General features: G+C 43.8%; 14 protein-coding genes and 4 pseudogenes. 13 read left to right on the forward strand and 5 right to left on the reverse strand.

What is annotated here, in order from left to right; all coding sequences use genetic code 11:
- The 4 genes and pseudogenes from tnpC to ACY3FQ_RS01270 form a co-directional block, all read right to left on the reverse strand.
- Positions 1–683, reverse strand: a pseudogene (gene tnpC / locus ACY3FQ_RS01255) (IS66 family transposase); the annotation flags it as partial.
- Positions 684–776: 93 nt separating this feature from the next.
- Complete coding sequence (gene tnpB, locus ACY3FQ_RS01260) at positions 777–1,112, reverse strand: IS66 family insertion sequence element accessory protein TnpB (RefSeq protein ID WP_004691523.1); 336 nt, start codon at positions 1,110–1,112, stop codon at positions 777–779.
- Positions 1,109–1,537, reverse strand: a complete 429-nt coding sequence (gene tnpA, locus ACY3FQ_RS01265; RefSeq protein WP_005401365.1) for an IS66-like element accessory protein TnpA — start codon at positions 1,535–1,537, stop codon at positions 1,109–1,111. Before tnpA ends, tnpB begins: the two co-directional genes overlap by 4 nt.
- A 76-nt stretch (positions 1,538–1,613) precedes the next feature.
- Positions 1,614–1,775 (reverse strand): annotated as a pseudogene (locus tag ACY3FQ_RS01270) (transposase); the annotation flags it as partial.
- 20 nt (positions 1,776–1,795) lie between these two features.
- Between ACY3FQ_RS01270 and ACY3FQ_RS01275 the strand changes: the two are divergent.
- The 10 genes and pseudogenes from ACY3FQ_RS01275 to ACY3FQ_RS01320 all read left to right on the forward strand — a co-directional run bounded on the left by ACY3FQ_RS01275 (position 1,796) and on the right by ACY3FQ_RS01320 (position 13,216).
- Entirely contained in the window at positions 1,796–2,854 is a 1,059-nt protein-coding gene (locus ACY3FQ_RS01275; protein ID WP_005401363.1) for an RNA-guided endonuclease InsQ/TnpB family protein, read from the forward strand.
- Between the two features lie 2 nt (positions 2,855–2,856).
- Positions 2,857–3,747: pseudogene (locus ACY3FQ_RS01280) on the forward strand (sulfate ABC transporter substrate-binding protein).
- A gap of 252 nt (positions 3,748–3,999) precedes the next feature.
- The gene (locus ACY3FQ_RS01285; RefSeq protein ID WP_039890570.1) at positions 4,000–5,019 is read left to right on the forward strand and encodes a sulfate ABC transporter substrate-binding protein; all 1,020 of its coding nucleotides are present in this window, start codon (positions 4,000–4,002) and stop codon (positions 5,017–5,019) included.
- Positions 5,020–5,206: 187 nt separating this feature from the next.
- Positions 5,207–6,130 (forward strand): 16S rRNA (cytosine(1402)-N(4))-methyltransferase RsmH, encoded by a 924-nt coding sequence (gene rsmH, locus ACY3FQ_RS01290; protein WP_004978100.1) that lies wholly within the window; start codon positions 5,207–5,209, stop codon positions 6,128–6,130.
- Positions 6,130–6,462, forward strand: a complete 333-nt coding sequence (ftsL, locus tag ACY3FQ_RS01295; RefSeq protein WP_004691506.1) for a cell division protein FtsL — start codon at positions 6,130–6,132, stop codon at positions 6,460–6,462. Before rsmH ends, ftsL begins: the two co-directional genes overlap by 1 nt.
- 12 nt (positions 6,463–6,474) lie before the next feature.
- Positions 6,475–8,298 (forward strand): penicillin-binding protein PBP3, encoded by a 1,824-nt coding sequence (gene ftsI / locus ACY3FQ_RS01300; protein ID WP_078389190.1) that lies wholly within the window; start codon positions 6,475–6,477, stop codon positions 8,296–8,298.
- A gap of 7 nt (positions 8,299–8,305) precedes the next feature.
- On the forward strand, positions 8,306–9,802 hold the full coding sequence (locus ACY3FQ_RS01305) for a UDP-N-acetylmuramoyl-L-alanyl-D-glutamate--2,6-diaminopimelate ligase (protein ID WP_489773528.1): 1,497 nt from the start codon (positions 8,306–8,308) through the stop codon (positions 9,800–9,802).
- A gap of 9 nt (positions 9,803–9,811) precedes the next feature.
- Positions 9,812–11,221 carry a UDP-N-acetylmuramoyl-tripeptide--D-alanyl-D-alanine ligase gene (locus ACY3FQ_RS01310; protein ID WP_489773529.1) on the forward strand — a complete coding sequence of 470 codons (1,410 nt, stop codon included), beginning with the start codon at positions 9,812–9,814 and terminating at the stop codon, positions 11,219–11,221.
- Positions 11,222–12,340: a phospho-N-acetylmuramoyl-pentapeptide-transferase gene (gene mraY, locus ACY3FQ_RS01315; protein WP_004691502.1), complete on the forward strand. Its 1,119-nt coding sequence runs from the start codon at positions 11,222–11,224 to the stop codon at positions 12,338–12,340.
- Between the two features lie 69 nt (positions 12,341–12,409).
- Complete coding sequence (locus tag ACY3FQ_RS01320) at positions 12,410–13,216, forward strand: putative RNA methyltransferase (protein ID WP_039890567.1); 807 nt, start codon at positions 12,410–12,412, stop codon at positions 13,214–13,216.
- A gap of 31 nt (positions 13,217–13,247) precedes the next feature.
- On the opposite strand, the gene ponA is transcribed toward ACY3FQ_RS01320, so the two are convergent.
- Positions 13,248–15,776 (reverse strand): penicillin-binding protein PBP1a, encoded by a 2,529-nt coding sequence (gene ponA, locus ACY3FQ_RS01325; protein WP_005401356.1) that lies wholly within the window; start codon positions 15,774–15,776, stop codon positions 13,248–13,250.
- Between the two features lie 166 nt (positions 15,777–15,942).
- Here ponA and ACY3FQ_RS01330 point away from each other — a divergent pair.
- The 3 genes and pseudogenes from ACY3FQ_RS01330 to ACY3FQ_RS01340 form a co-directional block, all read left to right on the forward strand.
- Positions 15,943–17,001, forward strand: a pseudogene (locus ACY3FQ_RS01330) (pilus assembly protein PilM).
- Positions 17,001–17,657, forward strand: coding sequence for a PilN domain-containing protein (locus ACY3FQ_RS01335; RefSeq protein WP_005401354.1), 657 nt, complete (start codon positions 17,001–17,003; stop codon positions 17,655–17,657). The pseudogene ACY3FQ_RS01330 and the gene ACY3FQ_RS01335 overlap by 1 nt, the downstream one beginning before the upstream one ends.
- Positions 17,654–18,359: type IV pilus inner membrane component PilO (locus tag ACY3FQ_RS01340; RefSeq protein WP_489773530.1), on the forward strand; the 706-nt coding region annotated here is incomplete at its 3' end. The genes ACY3FQ_RS01335 and ACY3FQ_RS01340, both read left to right, overlap by 4 nt.

Genomic DNA, 18,359 nt, shown 5'->3' on the forward strand with positions numbered 1-18,359 from the left:
TGTTCTGCTGTACTATCGGTCTTTTTCCTGAGTTCTGCTTCTATCGCATACAGTTTCTGAATCATCAGTAATGCCTGTTCAGCGATCTGACTTTTCCCAGTCACATGCAGTTCATGGAATTTACGACGTGCATGCGCCATGCAGCCCACCTCAATGACCTGGCCTGATTTAAAGCGTGCTTTATAACCACTGTAATCATCACAGACTAGATAGCCCTGCCAGCCATTCAGGAACGCTTCTGCATGCTGACCTGAACGGCTATCCTGAAAGTCATAGATCACCGCTTGAACTGGATTGTACTGTGTGGTGGCATAGGCCCAGACATAACCTTTCTTCGGTTTTTTCTCATTCTCACCCATCCGCATGATGGTGACCGGCGTTTCATCGGCATGGATCACCCGCTGTTGCAGCACCACCTGTTTTAAGGCATTGGCCAGAGGTTCCAGTTCCACACCGCAGCGACCAATCCAGTCAGATAAAGTGGATCTGGACAGATCAATGCCAGCCCGCTGATAGATCAGGCGCTGACGGTACAGCGGCAAATGATCGGCATACTTCGATACCAACACATGGCTGAGCAATTCAGGTGAAGCAATGCCTTTATCAATCACATAGGCGGGTATCGCTTGCTGAGTCAGGGTGTCACACTGATCACAGACCCATTTGCCACGTACATGCTGTTCCGTCAGGCAGCGTATTCATGACCGCAGTATGCCTGATGTCATGATGCAGAGGAAATAGAACGTTTGGAGAATAGCAGAATGGACGAGCCTGGTTTAGAGCATAGTCACCACCTGCTGTCGTCCAATGCGCTGCCAGGGCAAACCCTGGATCAATGCCTGTAACTGTTCCGGACTGAGGGCTACGGTTTCACCCTGATGAAGCTGAACCCAGTGGAATTTTCCCTGTTCCAGCCGCCGGGCACACAGCCAGATACCCAATCCATCATGTACCAGCAGTTTCATGCGATGGCCACGTTTATTACAGAACAGGTAAGCGCAATGCGGTTTGATGTAGCCAAAGGCTCTCAGCACCTGAGTCATGACAGTATCCATACCTGCACGCATATCCATCGGCTGGGTAGCAAGCCAGATTTCATCAATACGGATCATTGAGTCAAACCCTGGATCAGCACCAGTAATTCAGTTACTGACTCCACCGGCCAGTCGATCTCGATCATCTGACCCCTTACGGAACCTGGTTCCTCATGTAGTGGAATCCTAATATGAGCGACAACTTTCTTCTCTGGTACAGGTGGCGGAGGTGCTTCTTGTCTGACTGGAGTCGGGTGAAGAATGACGGGAAGGAAGTCGGTCTGTGGAATAGATGGGGGTGTTAATGATGGAACCATTGATCTGGACTGACGAATCCATTTATGCAACAGATTCGCATTGACCTGATGTTGCATTGCCACCTTGGCCACTGATGTGTCTGGCTGCTGACATTGCTGAATAAGTTGATGTTTAAATTCAGCCGTGAAGGTTCGACGGGGCTTTTTTAGGGTTGGTGTGCTGTCTATAACTGTCTTTAAATCCATAAATAGGTGTCCACTTAAATTTTAGTGGACACTATCGCGGTATTAATGAGTTAGAAAAAGTGGGGTTCAGCGGACGCTTACCTTCAAAGTCTAAACAAACACGCTCAAACACTTCACGCATTGTTTCAAGCATTGCTTTGGTAAAAACATCTCTACGATATTTAGCGACAAAGACTAAATGAACGTGCATATTAAAAACACAATGACGACCTGTTCTAATCTCTTGACTATTGCTCATAGACCAAATATATTTTAGTAATGAAAACACTTAAATTACGAATAAAAGACAAACATTGCAAGATGCTAGACCAACTAGCAGTAGAGGTGAACTTTGTTTGGAATTATGTCAATGATTTGTGTTTCAAGCACCTACAACGTAAACAACAATTCTTTTCAGCATACGATATTGCTCAATACACGAAAGGCACATCAAAAGAATGTAACTTACATAGCCAAACCATACAGGCAATTGCAGAAGAATTAGTTACACGAAGAAAGCAGTTTAAAAAAGCCAAGCTAAAATGGCGTGTCAGTAACAACAAATCTGCAAGACGCTCATTAGGCTGGATACCTTTTAAGAAAGTAGCCATTAAATACGCCGATGGCTATGTGCAATATGGCAAGCACCAATTCAAACTATGGGACAGCTACGGACTAAGCAAATACAACGTCAAAACAGGCTCATTTGTAGAAGACAGTCGTGGACGTTGGTATGTTTGCCTTGTGGTTGATGATATTCAACAAGTTAAAGCTATAGCTAAAGGCTCAATTGGCATAGACTTGGGTTTGAAAGATTTAGCCACTTGTTCAGATGGTGTGAAACTCGAAGCTCCTAAAATCTATCGCCAATATGAGGAAAAACTTGGCATTGCTCAAAGAGCAAAAAATAAGAAACGTGTCAAAGCGATTCACGCCAAGATTAAAAATATACGCCAAAATATGTTGCATCAATTCAGCCATAAACTGGTGAATGCACATGCAGCAATCTTTGTTGGCAATGTGAATGCTAAAGCATTAGCACAAACTAGATTAGCGAAGTCAGTGTTAGATGCCAGTTGGACAACACTAAGAACCATGCTCAAGTATAAATGCGAGAACGCAGGAGTATGGTATGGAGAAGTCAACGAAGCCTATACGACCCAAACATGTTCGTGCTGTGGCTCACGCTCTAGCAGTCCGAAAGGTAGAGCAGGTCTTGGAATAAGAGAATGGCAGTGTATGGAGTGCGGTACGCTCCATGATCGGGATATAAATTCCGCACTGAATATTCTTGCGCTCGGACATGAGCGTCTCGGAGGAGGAATCCCCGTTCTTTAGGTCTGGGAGGATGTCAACAAGAATATAACCAAGCCTTTGGACAGTATTGGAAAAGCAAAGCTGGGCAGGAGGTCAACTTTAAACAGTCTCATGGTGGATCGGGCAAGCAAGCACGTGCCGTTGCAACGGGTCTCCAAGCAGATGTGGTGGCCTTGGCCAATGATATTGATGAAATTGTGAATACTGGACAAATTGATAAAAACTGGCAAAAAGAATTTCTAAATAATTCTGCACCTTATACTTCAACCATTGTTTTTTTAGTGCGTAAAGGTAATCCAAACAAATTAAAGACTGGAATGATTTAACCAAGCTGGGGGTGAGATCATTACCTCAAATCCAAAAACAAGCGGTGCGCCGCGTTGGATCTATTTATCTGCTTGGGGGTATGCGTTAAAACAACCTGGAGGTAATGATGCTAAAGCCAAAGAATTGGTGAAAAACTGTATCAAAATGTCAAAGTTCTTGATTCAGGCGCGCGAGGTTCATTGACCACGTTTGCTGAACGGGGCATAGGTGATGTGTTGTTGTCTTGGGAAAATGAAGCTTTACTGGCAACTCAAGGCCTAGGTAAAGACAAATACGATATTGTTTATCCGTCTATTTCGATTTTAGCGGAGCCGTCAGTTGCGATTGTAGACAAAACCGTGGACAAAAATGGCAATCGAAATTTGGCCAAGGGCTATTTAAACTATCTGTATTCGCCAAAAGGGCAGGAGTTGGCGGCGAAGCATTTCTTCCGTCCACGAAATAAACAAGTGGCGAACAAATACCTTGCGCAATTTCCAAAACAAAAAACCTTTAATATTAATGATGTCTTTGGAGGGTGGGCCAAAGCGCAGAAAACTCACTTTGTAAATGGTGCGATCTTTGATCAAATTTATACTGAAAAATAAACGTGCTGCGGTTTAATGAGATCACGTTCGGACATAAAAGTGGATATACGCATATCCACTTTTATTATATTTTAAGCATAAAAATGTATATAATAAGAATAAGTAAAGTGTTTGCTATTATTTTAAATAAAAACAATTCATTAAGTCTTAGTGATGTAAAAATAATGTGTATTTAAAAAACAAAAGCGAATTGCGATTTATGATTTTGTTTCATATATTTAGCATAATTCTTGATATTTAATTTAATACGCTATGAAAACGCATTTGAAATCTCTCTGGGCTGCTGCCGTAGTGGCAACAGGTCTGACATTCAGTATGACATCAGCTCAAGCAGCTGACCGTACTATGCTCAATGTCTCCTATGATGCAACACGTGAATTTTACGATGAGTTCAATAAATCCTTTGGTGCTTATTGGCAAAGTCGTACAGGACAAACGGTTGACTTTAAACAGTCACACGGGGGTTCAGGTAAACAAGCCCGTTCGGTCGTGGATGGTCTAAAAGGGGATGTGGTGACCTTGGCCTTAGCCAATGACATTGAAGAAATTGTCAAATCAGGTCAAATTCAGCCGGGTTGGCAAAAAGAGTTCCCAAATAACTCTGCACCTTATACATCGACCATTGTGTTCATGGTACGCAAAGGCAACCCGAAAAAAATTAAGGACTGGTCTGATTTAACCAAACCGGGTGTACAAATTATTACGCCTAATCCTAAAACAGGTGGTCTACCACGTTGGGTGTATCTGTCTGCTTGGGGTTACGCACTGAAACAACCTGGTGGCAATGAGGCCAAAGCCAAAGAGTTCGTAGGTAAAATGTACCATAACGTGAAAGTCATGGACTCTGCGGCACGGGCGTCTATGACCACCTTTGCAGAACGTCGCATTGGTGATGTGTTATTGACTTGGGAAAATGAAGCCTTAGTGACACAAAAAACTTTAGGTAAAAATCAGTTCGATATTGTTTATCCATCGATCTCGATTTTAACCGAGCCTTCGGTGGCAATCGTGGATAAGACCGTGGCGAAAAATGGCAACAAGTGGTTAGCACAGGGTTATATCAACTATTTATATTCACCACTGGGTCAGGAAATGGCGGCGAAACACTTCTATCGTCCACGTAATGCTGCGGTTTTAGAAAAATATAAAGCGCAATTTCCACCGTTAAAAACCTTCACCATTGATGAAGTGTTTGGTGGTTGGGCCAATGCTCAAAAGACCCACTTTGTGAATGGGGCGACTTTCGACCAAATCTATAATAGCCGTAAATAATCCAGTTAATTATTTCAGCTGCTGCTTACAAAGCCTCCCTTGGGAGGCTTTTTTGATAATGAATGCCGTTTAAAAACGGTTTTGTCTATGAAAAGTAATATTTCCCTACAAAAAGTCGTTTGGAGCTTTGTTAAAACAAGGTAATAATGTGCAGTTACATTTTTCCTTCCGATCATATTGAGTCTTTATGTCGCATATTTCTGTATTACTTCACGAAACTGTTGATGCTTTGGTAGCAGATCGCAATACAGGGATTTTCATTGACGGGACGTTTGGTCGTGGCGGACATACGCGTTTGCTGTTGTCTAAGCTAGATGAAAATGCACGTGTCTATGGTTTTGATAAAGACCCGCAAGCACTGGAAACAGCCGCGATTTTAGAACAAGAAGATCCACGTTTTAAAATTATTCATGCCAGCTTTGCTGACCTTAAACATGAGTTAGAAGTACGCGGCATTGGCTTGGTCGATGGGGTTATGGCCGATCTGGGCGTGTCTTCACCGCAGCTTGATCAGGCGGAGCGTGGTTTTAGTTTTATGAAAGATGGACCACTGGATATGCGTATGGACAATTCAAAAGGTCCAACCGCAGCGCAGTGGTTGGTTAATATTGAGGAAGAGGCGTTAGCCAATATTATTTTTCAATATGGTGAAGAGCGTTATAGCCGTCGTATTGCCAAAGCGATTAAAGCGGCCGGATTGATTGAAACCACAGCGCAGTTGGCTGAAATTGTGAAAGTAGCGCACCCGAAATGGGAAAAAAATAAACATGCCGCAACACGAACTTTCCAAGCAATTCGTATTGCCATTAATAAAGAATTAGAAGATATTGAAGTTTTCCTACCGCAAGCGGTAGAAGTATTAAAACCGAATGGTCGCTTGGCTGTGATTAGCTTCCATTCCTTAGAAGATCGATTAATTAAACAATTTATTCAAAAAGAGTCGACACTTGAGGAAGATATGGGTTGGGGTATGCCACAACAACGACCAGATACGCGTCGTTTAAAGAAAGTATCACGTGTGAAAGCAAGTGATGCAGAGGTTAAAGCTAATCCACGTTCACGTAGTGCATGGCTTAGAGTTGCAGAGCGCTTAGCACTTAAAGGCGAATAATGAAAACTGAAGTCGTTGAAAAAATTCCAACAAAGTTAAAGTTTAAGAAGTTGATTGCCTATGTCATTTTATTGGTGCTGGTGTTTATCAGTGCCATGATGGTGGTGTTCCAAGTGTTTGAATACCGTCATGACTATCGCGAAATGAGCTCTTTTATGCGCGAGCGTGATGACTTAAATGCAGAGTGGGGCCGTTTGCTGATTGAACAGCAAACTTTTGGCGCAACTGCACAAATTGGAACGCGCGCGGTGACGCAACTGCGGATGTATTCACCACCTGCGGCGCAAACCGTAGTGATTTCTTTACCCACGACTTCAGAAGACAAAAAATAAGGCCGCTGTAACATGGTAGAAAAGCGTAAACCCACTCGTAAAAAACAGCAAGCGGTGACTGAAAAATCGGCTCTACAGGTTGAAATGTGGCGCTTTTATCTTATGTGGGCGGTGGTTTTAGCCTGCTTTATTGCTTTGGTTGGACGTGCTTTTTACGTACAAGTCATTAATACCGAATTTTTGCAAAATAAAGCCAATGCCAATATTTTAAGAACTGAAAAAATTAAGGCCATGCGCGGTGTGATTTATGACCGTCATGGTGTGCCTTTGGCGATCAGTACGCCGATTATGAAAGTGGTGATTGACCCACGTGATTATTTTGATAATAAAAAACTATTTGATGAAATTACCGCTGAATTAGCCAAAGATCCACACAATCGTAAATTGAAGCGTCAATTACCAGACAAAAATCTAAATCTGGATGAACTGGCTGATGCCGTGGGCATGGATCGTGCGGAACTGAAGCGGAAACTCAATGAACGTCCGCGTTCGCGCTACTTGGTTTTGAAAAAAGAAGTGCCACCTCAGCAAGCCGAACTGATTGCAAAACGTGAGTTCCAAGGTGTGTATACCGAAAAGAACTACAAACGTTACTATCCGCAGCCACAACCGAATGCGCAAATTATTGGTTTGACCAACAGTGAAGGTTCGGGCATTGAAGGTTTAGAAATGCAGCTGAATCAACGCTTGTCGGGTATTGATGGTGAGCAGCAAATTGTTCGAGATAAAAAGGGCAATCGTTTTAAAGATGCCGAGGTGGTTAAAGAAGTTGAGCCGGGCGAAAATATTACGCTCAGTATTGATTCGCGCCTTCAGTACATTATGTACCGTGAACTGACCGCTGCGGGTGTAGCCAATAATGCTCGTTCTGCCACAGCAATTGCGGTCGATGTGAAAACGGGTGAAATTTTAGCGATGGCGTCGTGGCCGTCGTATAACCCGAACGATAAAAACAGTTTGTCCAATAAAGACGCCATGCGTAACCGTGGTGCGGTTGACTCTTTCGAACCGGGTTCAACCATGAAGCCTTTGACCATTTCAATGGCCTTGGAAAGCGGCAAATACATGCCGAATACTGTGGTTAATACCACTCCGGGTTCGATGCGAGTCGGCAACCACACCATTCGAGATACACATAACTATGGTCCACTGACTTTGGGTGGAATTATTCAAAAATCGTCTAACGTGGGTGTGGCTAAAATTGCTTTGTCTCTCCCTTATGCAACTTTACCGACTTTTTATAAACGTCTCGGTTTTGGTCAGCGTTCAGCTGTTAAATTCCCGGGTGAAAGTGGTGGTTTAATTCTTCCACCAAGTAAATGGAATGTATCGGAAGTGGCGACCATGGCGTATGGCTATGGCTTAAATGCGACTGTGCTGCAAATGGTGGATGCTTATGCCATGTTGGCTAACAAAGGTGTGAAAATGCCTTTGAGTTTGTATAAGTTAGATGCGCCTCCCCGTGGTGAACAAATGATTGATCCAAAAATTGCGGATCAAGTTTTGTTGATGATGGAAACGGCAACCTTACCGGGTGGTACCGCGACTCGTGCAACCATTCCGGGTTACCGTGTAGGTGGTAAAACAGGAACCGCGCATAAGTTACGTGCTGACCGTAAAGGCTACTCAACCAATGAATATCGTGCACTTTTTGCCGGTGTTGCACCAGTCAGCGACCCGCGTTTAGCGATGGTGGTTGTGGTCGAAAACCCGCAAGGGACCTACTATGGTGGTACGGTGTCTGCGCCTGTATTTGCCCGTGTTATGCAAGAATCCTTACGTTTAATGAACGTGCCTTTAGATAAACCTTTAGATGCTCCTGTAATCAAGAAATAGGTGATGAATGTCCATTACATTTCAACAACTCTACACCGCTAACCAAAACGCTGGATGGATGGCACAGCCGTTTCAAGGTTTTGTTCTTGATAGTCGTAAAGTACAGGCAGGGCAAATTTTTATTGCGCTGACATCGCTTTCACAACCTGAAAAAACAGTGCAGTTTGCACAAATAGCCTTGGACAAAGGGGCTTTAGCAGTGGTGAGTGAAACTGAGCTTGGGCTTGAAAACAATATTGTGGTGCCGAATGTACGCCACTTGATGGGAGGCTGGCAAAAGCAATTTTTGTTGGCCACTAGCCAAGTACAGCCTGCTCGTATTTTAGCGGTGACAGGAACCAATGGTAAAACCACCATTTCTCGTTTAGTCGCAGAATTGTTGATGCTACAAGGCAAATCATGTGCGGTAATGGGCACCACAGGTAATGGCATTTTACCCAATTTAGAAGCATCGTCGCATACCACTTTAGATGCGCTGCACTTACAAAATGCACTACATAGCTATGCCAAGCAAGGGGCTGAATTTGCATCGATTGAAGCCTCTTCACATGGTTTGGAACAAGGCCGTTTAGCGGGCAGTGAAATTGAAATTGCTGCATATAGCAACTTAAGTCGCGACCATTTGGACTACCATGGCACGCTTGAGGCCTATGCCGAAGCTAAATCTCACTTGTTTCAATTTCCATCATTGAAAGTTGCAGTCATCAATCTGGATGATGAGCATGCTGGAGTCATGATTCAAGCGGCACAAAATAATCCCGCCCAACCGAAAATTTTAACTTATTCAACCACACAGCCTGCAGACTATCTGGTGAAGAATATTCAATATAGCCTGACGGGTGCGAACTTTAGCCTGTGTACGGCACAGGCCGAATATCAGATACAGAACCCATTATTGGGTCATTTTAATATTGAAAATTTGGTCGCAAGTTTAATTATGGTTGAACAAGCAGGTTTTGATTTAGCCGATGTGGTTGCTACGACAGCACAGCTCAAAGGTGCACCAGGCCGTATGCAAGTGATTCGTGATGATGCACGTTTATTTGTGGTTGATTATGCGCATACGCCTGATGCTCTGGTGCAAGTCTTAAGCACGTTGAAGCGCCATGTAGAACAGCAGCTCTGGGCGGTATTTGGCTGTGGTGGAGACCGCGACCGTGGCAAACGCCCACTCATGACCCAAGCTGCTTTAAATGGAGCGGATGTGGTGTTGTTGACTTCAGATAACCCACGTACAGAAAATCCTGAGCAAATTTTTGCCGATATGAAAGCAGGCGTTGATTTCTCAAACCGTGTGGTTCATGAAATCCATGATCGTCGTGAAGCGATTAAATTTGCCGTTCAACAGGCCCAAGCGGGTGATATTGTCGTGATTGCAGGCAAAGGTCATGAAAACTATCAAGAAATAGAGGGTGTTCGGCATTGGTTTGACGATGTTGTCGAAGTGCAATCCGCGATTGATGCACAGCACCACACTACTGATTCTGCTTATCCTGCACACTAAGGAAGTCGTATGCATACCTCAACAACCAGCACAGTGCCTTTAGTGTCATGGACCGCCGCACAGTTACTCGAAGCAACCCAAGGTTATTGGCTAAATGATCAAGCGCCAAATACTGCAATTAAGCGTATTTTGACGGATTCGCGTGATGCAGAAGCAGGAGATGCTTTCTTAGCACTCAAAGGCGAACGTTTTGATGCACATGCTTTTATTACGCAAGTCGCTGAACAAGGTTGCCAAGTGGCCATTGTGAGCCAGCCTATAGATGCGGAGATTTGTCAGTTGGTGGTGCCTGATACACGTTTGGCATTGGGACAATTGGGGGCTTATCGTCGTGCACAAAACCCACAGCTAAAAGTGATTGCGCTGACGGGTAGTAGTGGTAAAACCACCACCAAAGAAATGTTAGGCAGTATTTTATCACGTATAGCACCAACGTTGGTGACCCGTGGCAATCTGAATAACGACTTGGGTGTGCCGGTCATGTTATTGGAATTACGTCCTGAGCATCAATATGCAGTGATGGAGTTGGGTGCAAGCCATCAGGGTGAAATTGATTATACCTCGAATTTGGTCCAGCCCTTGGTTGCAGGCATTATCAATATTGGTACAGCACACTTGGGTGAGTTTGGTGGACGCGATGGCATCTGCCGTGCCAAGTCTGAGATTTATGCGCATATTGCTCCAAATGGCACATCAATTGTTCCTGCAGCCGATGATTTTGCCGATAGCATTCGCCAAGCAGTACAAACTGAACAGGTGCTCAGCTTTGGTGCGGATGGTGAAATCTTTGCCACTGAGATTGAGTTACAGGCACAATCTGCAACGTTTAAGTTGAATACCCCGCAAGGCGTGCGTCAGGTGAATTTGCCGTTTGCTGGGGAGCATAATGTTCAAAATGCAACTGCTGCGGCAGCTTTTGCTTTAGCGATTGGTATTAGCTTGGATGATATCGTGCTTGGCCTTGAGCAAGCGGTCGGTGCAAAAGGGCGTTTGAACTTTATTCAACAAGGCCATCATTTGTTGATTGATGATACCTATAATGCCAACCCAACTTCTATGCGTGCCGCTGCTGAAGTGCTTGCACAGCAAGAGGGGGTTCGGGTGATGGTGATGGGTGATATCGGTGAGCTAGGTAGCTCTGCTGCACAGCAGCATTATATGCTGGGGCGTGATTTGGTCTCAGTGAAAGGGCTGAACTTCGTAGTGGCTGTCGGTGAATTTGCACCTGCTGCACAAGAAGGCGCACGCAGCACCCAATATGGCAAAAAAATGCAGGCTTTTTTGAATCAAGAGCAGGCTTTGCCGTTCTTACTCAGTTTAATTGAAACACATCAACCCCAGTCTATGAGTTTCCTGTTTAAAGGTTCTCGTTATACCCATATGGAAACGTTGATGGCTGATTTGATGGAGAAACTCTAAATGTTGTTATGGTTATTTGAACAACTGGCGGGCTACCATAGTTCGTTTCAGGTGGTTCGTTATTTAACATTGCGTTCTTTGCTCAGTGTTTTAACCGCACTGACCATTGGTCTAGTGCTCGGTCCTGTGATGATTCGCAAGTTGCAAGCACTCAAATATGGTCAAGCCGTGAGTTCATATGCTCCTGAAAATCATGCCAAAAAAATGGGCACACCAACCATGGGTGGTGTGTTGATCTTACTCTCAATTGGTATCTCCACACTGTTGTGGGCAGATTTATCCAACCCTTATGTATGGATTGTCTTGGCAGTGATGGTGATTTTTGGTGCAGTGGGTTGGGCCGATGACTGGATCAAGATTCGCTATAAAGACAATGCAGGCTTACCTGCCCGTAAAAAGTTCTTTTGGACGTCGCTTGCATCATTGGGCGCAGGTATTGCGCTATATGTAATTGCGCAACAACAGAGCAATCCTGTGCATACCGCAAATATGCTGGATCTGCTGATTCCATTTTTTAAAGATTTAAGTATTCCTTTGTCGGTGATTCCGTTGGGTATTGGTTTTATCATTTTCACCTATTTGGTAATTAATGGTGCATCAAATGCCGTGAACCTGACCGATGGTTTGGACGGTTTAGCGATTATGCCTGTAGTGCTTGTTGCAGCGGGTTTAGGTGTATTTGCATATTTGGCTGGTGATGTCCGTTTTGCCAATTATTTACATATTCCTTATGTGCGCTTTGCTTCTGAGTTGGTGGTGATTTGTGCAGCCATGATTGGCGCGGGTCTAGCCTTCCTCTGGTTTAATGCACACCCTGCACAGGTTTTTATGGGCGATGTGGGCGCATTATCATTGGGTGCAATGCTCGGTACAATTGCGGTCATGGTTCGTCAGGAAATTGTCTTTGCCATTATGGCTGGTGTGTTTTTGGTCGAAGCGATTTCAGTCTTCTTGCAAATTGGTTCCCTCAGAATGCGCAATAAACGGGTATTCCTGATGGCACCATTACACCACCATTATGAGAAAAAAGGCTGGCGTGAAACCCAAGTGGTGATTCGTTTTTGGATTATCACAATTATGCTGGTAGTTTTAGGTCTAATGACCTTAAAATTGCGTTAAGCAAAAGTATGAAAAGAGTCGGTATTTGCCGGCTTTTTTTATGCCTGAGGTAAGGTCTTGGAGAAAATAATGAATCTGCTCATGTGTCCTGTGTGTCGTGAGGCTTTAACTTTAAACGAAAGAACATGGCGCTGTGCGAATTCACATAGTTATGATGTGGCGAAACAAGGCTACGTCAATTTGCATGTCGTTCAACACAAGCACAGCAAAAATCCGGGGGATACGCGTGAGTCGGTACAAGCCCGCCGTGCCTTCTTAAGTGCAGGTCATTACGCGCCTTTACAGCAAGCAGTGATCAATAAGGTACGTGAGTTACGTATTGAAAATTTACTCGATATTGGTTGTGGTGAAGGCTATTACACCGATGCAATGCAGTCGGAGGTACTGCAATGTGTCGGTGTAGATATTGCAAAAAATGCAGTGCAAGTGGCTGCGAAAATCAATAAAAATATCACGTGGGTAGTGGGTACAGGAGCAACTTTACCCGTGTTGGATCAATCGATTGATTTATGTAGTAGTTTGTTTAGCCCGATTCCAATACAAGAGATTTTAAGGGTACTCAAACCGCAAGGATATTTGTTGGTGGTGACGCCTGCGCCTCAGCATTTATATGCCATGCGTGAGGCTTTGTTCGAAGAGGTGAAGCCGCATGAACCGAGCAAATTTGTAGAGCAGTTGAGTGATGCGTTTGATTTGGTGAGTGATGATGTTGTTGATGCTGATCTTAAGCTTAATCAGCAGGACTTAAAAAACCTGATTGCCATGACACCTTATGCCTATAAGGCGAAACAAGAGCGCCGTGAAGCTTTAGAGGCTCAAACAGCTTTTGAACTACAGGCACAGTATCAAATTTTACTGTTTCAGAAAAAAGCATAAGTATAAAAAAGCCCGCAGATGCGGGCTTTTATTATTGGACTTGATCAATCAAATGATCGAGCGCATCCGATTTAGGTTTTGGTTGTTCTTTGGGTGCTTGCATGGTGGGTGGGGTGCTGTTCTTTGGAACCAGCGTTTCCTCTTCACCCGGCAAATCATCAAAGTCATGCTCAGGAGCACGTGGAACTACCACCGGTGCAGGGCGATACAACGGCTGCGCCAAAGGTGGGGTTGGGCCTAAGTTACTCTGAGGTGTTTCTTTCTGATGGCGTTGAATCGGTGCTTTGGCTTTGGCATCGAGTTGAACCCACGCCGAAGGCGTGCCTTGTAAGGCTTTGCCCATGAAGTCCGTCCAAATTGGAAGCGCAGCCACACCGCCGTATTCGCGGCGTCCTAAAGTTGTTGGTTGGTCGAAACCAACCCACGCTACAGTGACCAATTTGCCATTAAAGCCGGCAAACCAAGCATCTTTTGCATCATTGGTGGTTCCTGTTTTACCGCCCAAGTCATCTCGTCCAATACGCAGCGCAGCACGGCCTGTACCATGTTGAATCACGTCTTTTAAAATATTCGCCATATCATAAGCAGAGCTAGATTTTAAAATACGTTGCGCTTGACGATAGTCACTGTTGATCTCAACAGGATTTGCCGATTTTTCAGCAGGGTTCAGCTCTTGGTTGGTGACTTCAATTACTTCATCATCAGGCGTGATGGTGTCAGCAGACTGAGGCTTTGATTCTTGTTGAGAGATACAACTGATACATGCATATTCAGGGTTGTTCTGATAAATGATCTTGCCATAGGCATCTTCAATACGATTAATGAAGTGCGGTTGAATACGATAACCGCCATTGGCAAAGGCTGAGTATCCAGTAGCCATTTGAATTGGTAAAACCTGAGGTGTTCCGAGTGCAATCGTGTAGTTGCGTGGAATCTGTTCATCAGTTAAGCCGAAGTCCATGAACAATTGGCGTGTACGTTCAATGCCCACGGTTTGCAGGAGTCGAACTGACACGGTGTTACGCGATAAATAGAGTGCACGACGCAGGGGAATCATGCCTAAATAGCGGCCATCGGCATTGCGTGGTGACCATTTCCCAATCGTGATTGGGCTGTCATTGACCATGCTATACGGTGTCATACCGCGCTCTAAAGCGAGTGCATAGACAAAGGGTTTAATAATTGAACCTGGTTGGCGCCAGCCTTGGGTGGTTCGGTTAAATTTAGATTGATAAAAATTATAACCACCAACCAGTGCTTCTACAGCGCCATTGTTTGGGTTAAGTGCAATCAGTTGGCCCTGAACTTTAGGCAGTTGCACCAAAGCCCATGAGGTTTTGTTGTCATTGGGGCGCAGACGTACGATGTCTTTCACTTTAACAATTTGAGATGCTCTTGATGGTGTACCGCCTACGGCATTCGCGTTGCGATAAGGACGTGTCCAAGACATGCCAGACCATGGCACGGTTACTGTTGAGCCATCTTGCATTAAGGCATCAAAACTATTTTGATTCACACGGGTGACTTCGGCAGGGAAGGTATTGGCAAAAGCACTAAAGCTACTTAAGGGTTTGTCATGGGCTTCCGCACCACGCCAACCATGACGACGGTCATAGGCTTCTAAACCATCTTGTACCGCTTGTTCGGCATAGGCTTGGCGTTCGCTGTTGATGGTGGTGTAAACCTTATAACCAGAGTCAATCGCGTGCTCGCCGAACTTTTCAATCAGTTCGCTACGGACCATTTCACCGATGTAGGGAAATCGGTTGCTTACCCCGCGGTCAGGCATATCGAGGTTAATTGGTTCTGCAATGCCTTTTTCATATTGGCTTTGGTTAATGTAGCCTAGCTGGAGCATACGACCCAAAATCCAGTTACGACGTTCTAAAGCACGTTCGGGGTTGACCACTGGATTGTATTTAGACGGCGCTTTAGGCAGACCTGCAATCATTGCCATTTGCGCAATGCTGAGTTCATCTAAGCTTTTGTTGTAGTAGATTTTAGCTGCCGCTGCGATACCGTAGGCATTTTTACCTAAGAAAATCTTATTGACATAGAGGGTTAAGATTTCCTCTTTCGTCAAATTTTGTTCAATTTTTCGGGCTAGAAAAACCTCAGTCAATTTACGTTTTAATGTACGCTCGGGACTGAGATAATAGTTTTTTGCCACTTGCATGGTGATGGTCGAGCCACCCGTTTGGACATTTGAGCCAGTAATACTTTCACTGACTGCACGTCCTAAACCTTTAAAACTGATACCACTATGCTCAAAAAAAGAAGAATCTTCCGCCGCTAAGAAGGCATGAATAAAACTTCGTGGGATCTGATCGTAATCTACGGGTACAGATAGCTTGCCACCGTATTCCGAAATGAGTTGGTTATCCGCACTATAAACTTGTAAAGGTTTTAGTAATGGCGCCTTTTTTAGAGTTGTCATTTGCGGCAAAGATGGGGCAATATAGAGATACATGCCATAAAAACCCATTGGAATTGAGACCAACATTATAATAATGATCAAAAAAAATGGATGAACACGGCCCGAACAAGATAGCTTTTTCATAACAAGTAAGTTTTAATAAGAGCTAATGGCAAACTAATTAGCGGTCAGTATATCCTGTACACATACGGAATGTTAGATGAGTTATTGTATCCGTATAAAATTATAGACGCGGACTAATTAGTGGGTTACTTTTTTTGGGGGATAAAAAAATAATAGGAATGATACTGTGCTCAGGTTATATCGTAAGCCAAGTAAGGGGTTAATAGGAGTAGATATTAGTTCGACTTCTGTTAAGGTATTGGAACTTTCTGTTAAAAACAATCGGTATTGGGTGGAGAGCTATGCACTAGTCCCATTACCAGAAGGAAGTGTGGTCGAAAAAAATATATTGAATCCAGAAGCAGTTGGTGATGCCCTTGAGCGTGCGGTAAATTTGGCCAATGTTCAATCGACAGACGTAGCGCTGGCAGTTCCGACTTCCATGGTGATTACTAAAATCATTGAAATGGATGCCGATATGAACGATGACGAACGTGAAATTCAGATTCGTGATGATGCTGAGCAATATATTCCATTCCCATTAGATGAGGCGAGTTTGGACTTTGAAGTCCTTCCAGACCGTTTACCAATCCAAATCGTGTCAATGTACTCCTCGTTGCAACCCGCATTGAAAATGTAGAGGCACGTGCCGAAGCATTGGAGTTGGGCGGTTTAACGCCTAAGATTGCCGATGTTGAAAGTTTCGCCATTGAAAATGCATTCAAAGTCTTTTCAGATACGCTTCCAATGGGCGTAAATACCGTTGGGATTTTAGACATTGGTCATACCATGACCACCTTGTCCGTTATGAGAAATAATAAAGTCATTTATACGCGTGAGCAGGTGTTCGGGGGGGAAACAACTGACCCAGGAAATTCAAAACCGTTATGGTTTATCTTTTGCGGAAGCAGGGCGTGCCAAAAAAAGCCGTACTTTGCCTGATGATTATGATATTGAAGTCCTTGAGCCATTTCTTGAAGCTTTAGTGGAGCAAGCTGCACGCTCTATGCAGTTCTTCTTTGCGTCCTCTCAATTTAATGAGATCGACCATATTTTATTGGCAGGGGGGAATGCTAATATTCCAGGACTGGCGAAGTTATTACAACAAAAATTAGGTTATCGGGTCACCATTGCCAACCCATTTTTACAGATGGGCTTTTCTCCACAAATCGACATTAAAAAAATTGAAAATGATGCTTCATCACTCATGGTGGCATGTGGATTGGCATTGAGGAGTTTTGATTAATGGCAAAAATAAACCTACTCCCTTGGCGTGATGCGTTAAGAGAGAAACGAAAAAAAGAATTTATTGCCTATTGTGTTGGGGCTGCATTAGTTGGGGTTTTAGCTGTTGCTTTGGCGTGGTTTTTTTACAGTCAAAAACTTGAAGATCAAGAACAAGCCAATCAGTTGGTGGTGAGTACCAATCAAAACTTAGATGTCCAATTAAAGTCATTGGAAGGTTTGCAAGAACAGCGAAATGCGATTGTTGAACGGATGAAGTTGATCCAAGGCTTGCAAGGTCAACGTCCTGTGGCTGTGCGTTTGGTCGATGAAATGGTACGTGTTACACCGAGTAATATGTACATTACTAAGTTTGTGCGTACAGGTGATAAATTTACCATTGAAGGTAAAGCGGAAAGCCCGAATACAGTTGCGGAATTCTTACGTAATCTCGAAGCATCTGCGTGGTATCGCAATGCCTTTATGAATTCATTCTTGGTTGCTGAAGAGAAAAAAGATAAAGCACCAAGTTCTATCGTGCCACGTGTTGAAGAAACCTATGGCACCTTTGTGGTCACGGCAGATTTAGATGAGATTGCACAGCCAGTAGCGCCTGATGCGACTACACCTGAAGCCGCAAGCACAGTTAATAATTCAACAGCGGGGGCAGCACAATGAGTCGCGATGAATTTGAAGAATTAACATCAGAAAACCATGCTGTAGCCAAGAAAAAAATGACGGTTGATAAATTTTTTCAACAGTTTAATACCTTAGATCCAAACAATTACGGTAGTTGGCCCTTTTCAGTCAAATTGACTTGTTGGATCTTTATCATTTTAGTGATTGGGGCATTGGGTTATTTTGTCGTGATTAAGCCGAAGCTTGATGCGATTTCAAATGCACATGCACAAGAACAAAATTTACTGAATGAGTTTCGTGAAAAAGATTCAAAATTACGTAATTTGCAGCAATATCAAGTGCAATTGCAAGAAATGGAAGCCAATTTTAATCAGCAGTTAGAACAGCTGCCGAAAGAAACTGAAATTCCTGGCTTGGTTGAAGATATCAACGTGAGCGGCGTAAATTCTGGATTAAAGTTTAAAAATATTCGTTTAGAACCAGAAATTCGCCAAGAGTTCTTTATCGAACAGCCGATTTCCATTGAAGCGACGGGTGATTATCATTCTTTTGGTTCATTTGTCAGTGGAATTGCAGCTTTACCGCGTATTGTTACCTTGCATGACTTCGATATCTCAGCATCAAGTAACAATGATAAAAAGACGGATATTCCGCAAATTTCATATAGTGTAAAAGCGAAAACCTACCGTTATGTCGGGGCAACGGCTACAACGGATGTTGATGTAAAAGATACAAAAAATG

Source organism: Acinetobacter sp. AB03 (genome assembly GCF_058107045.1).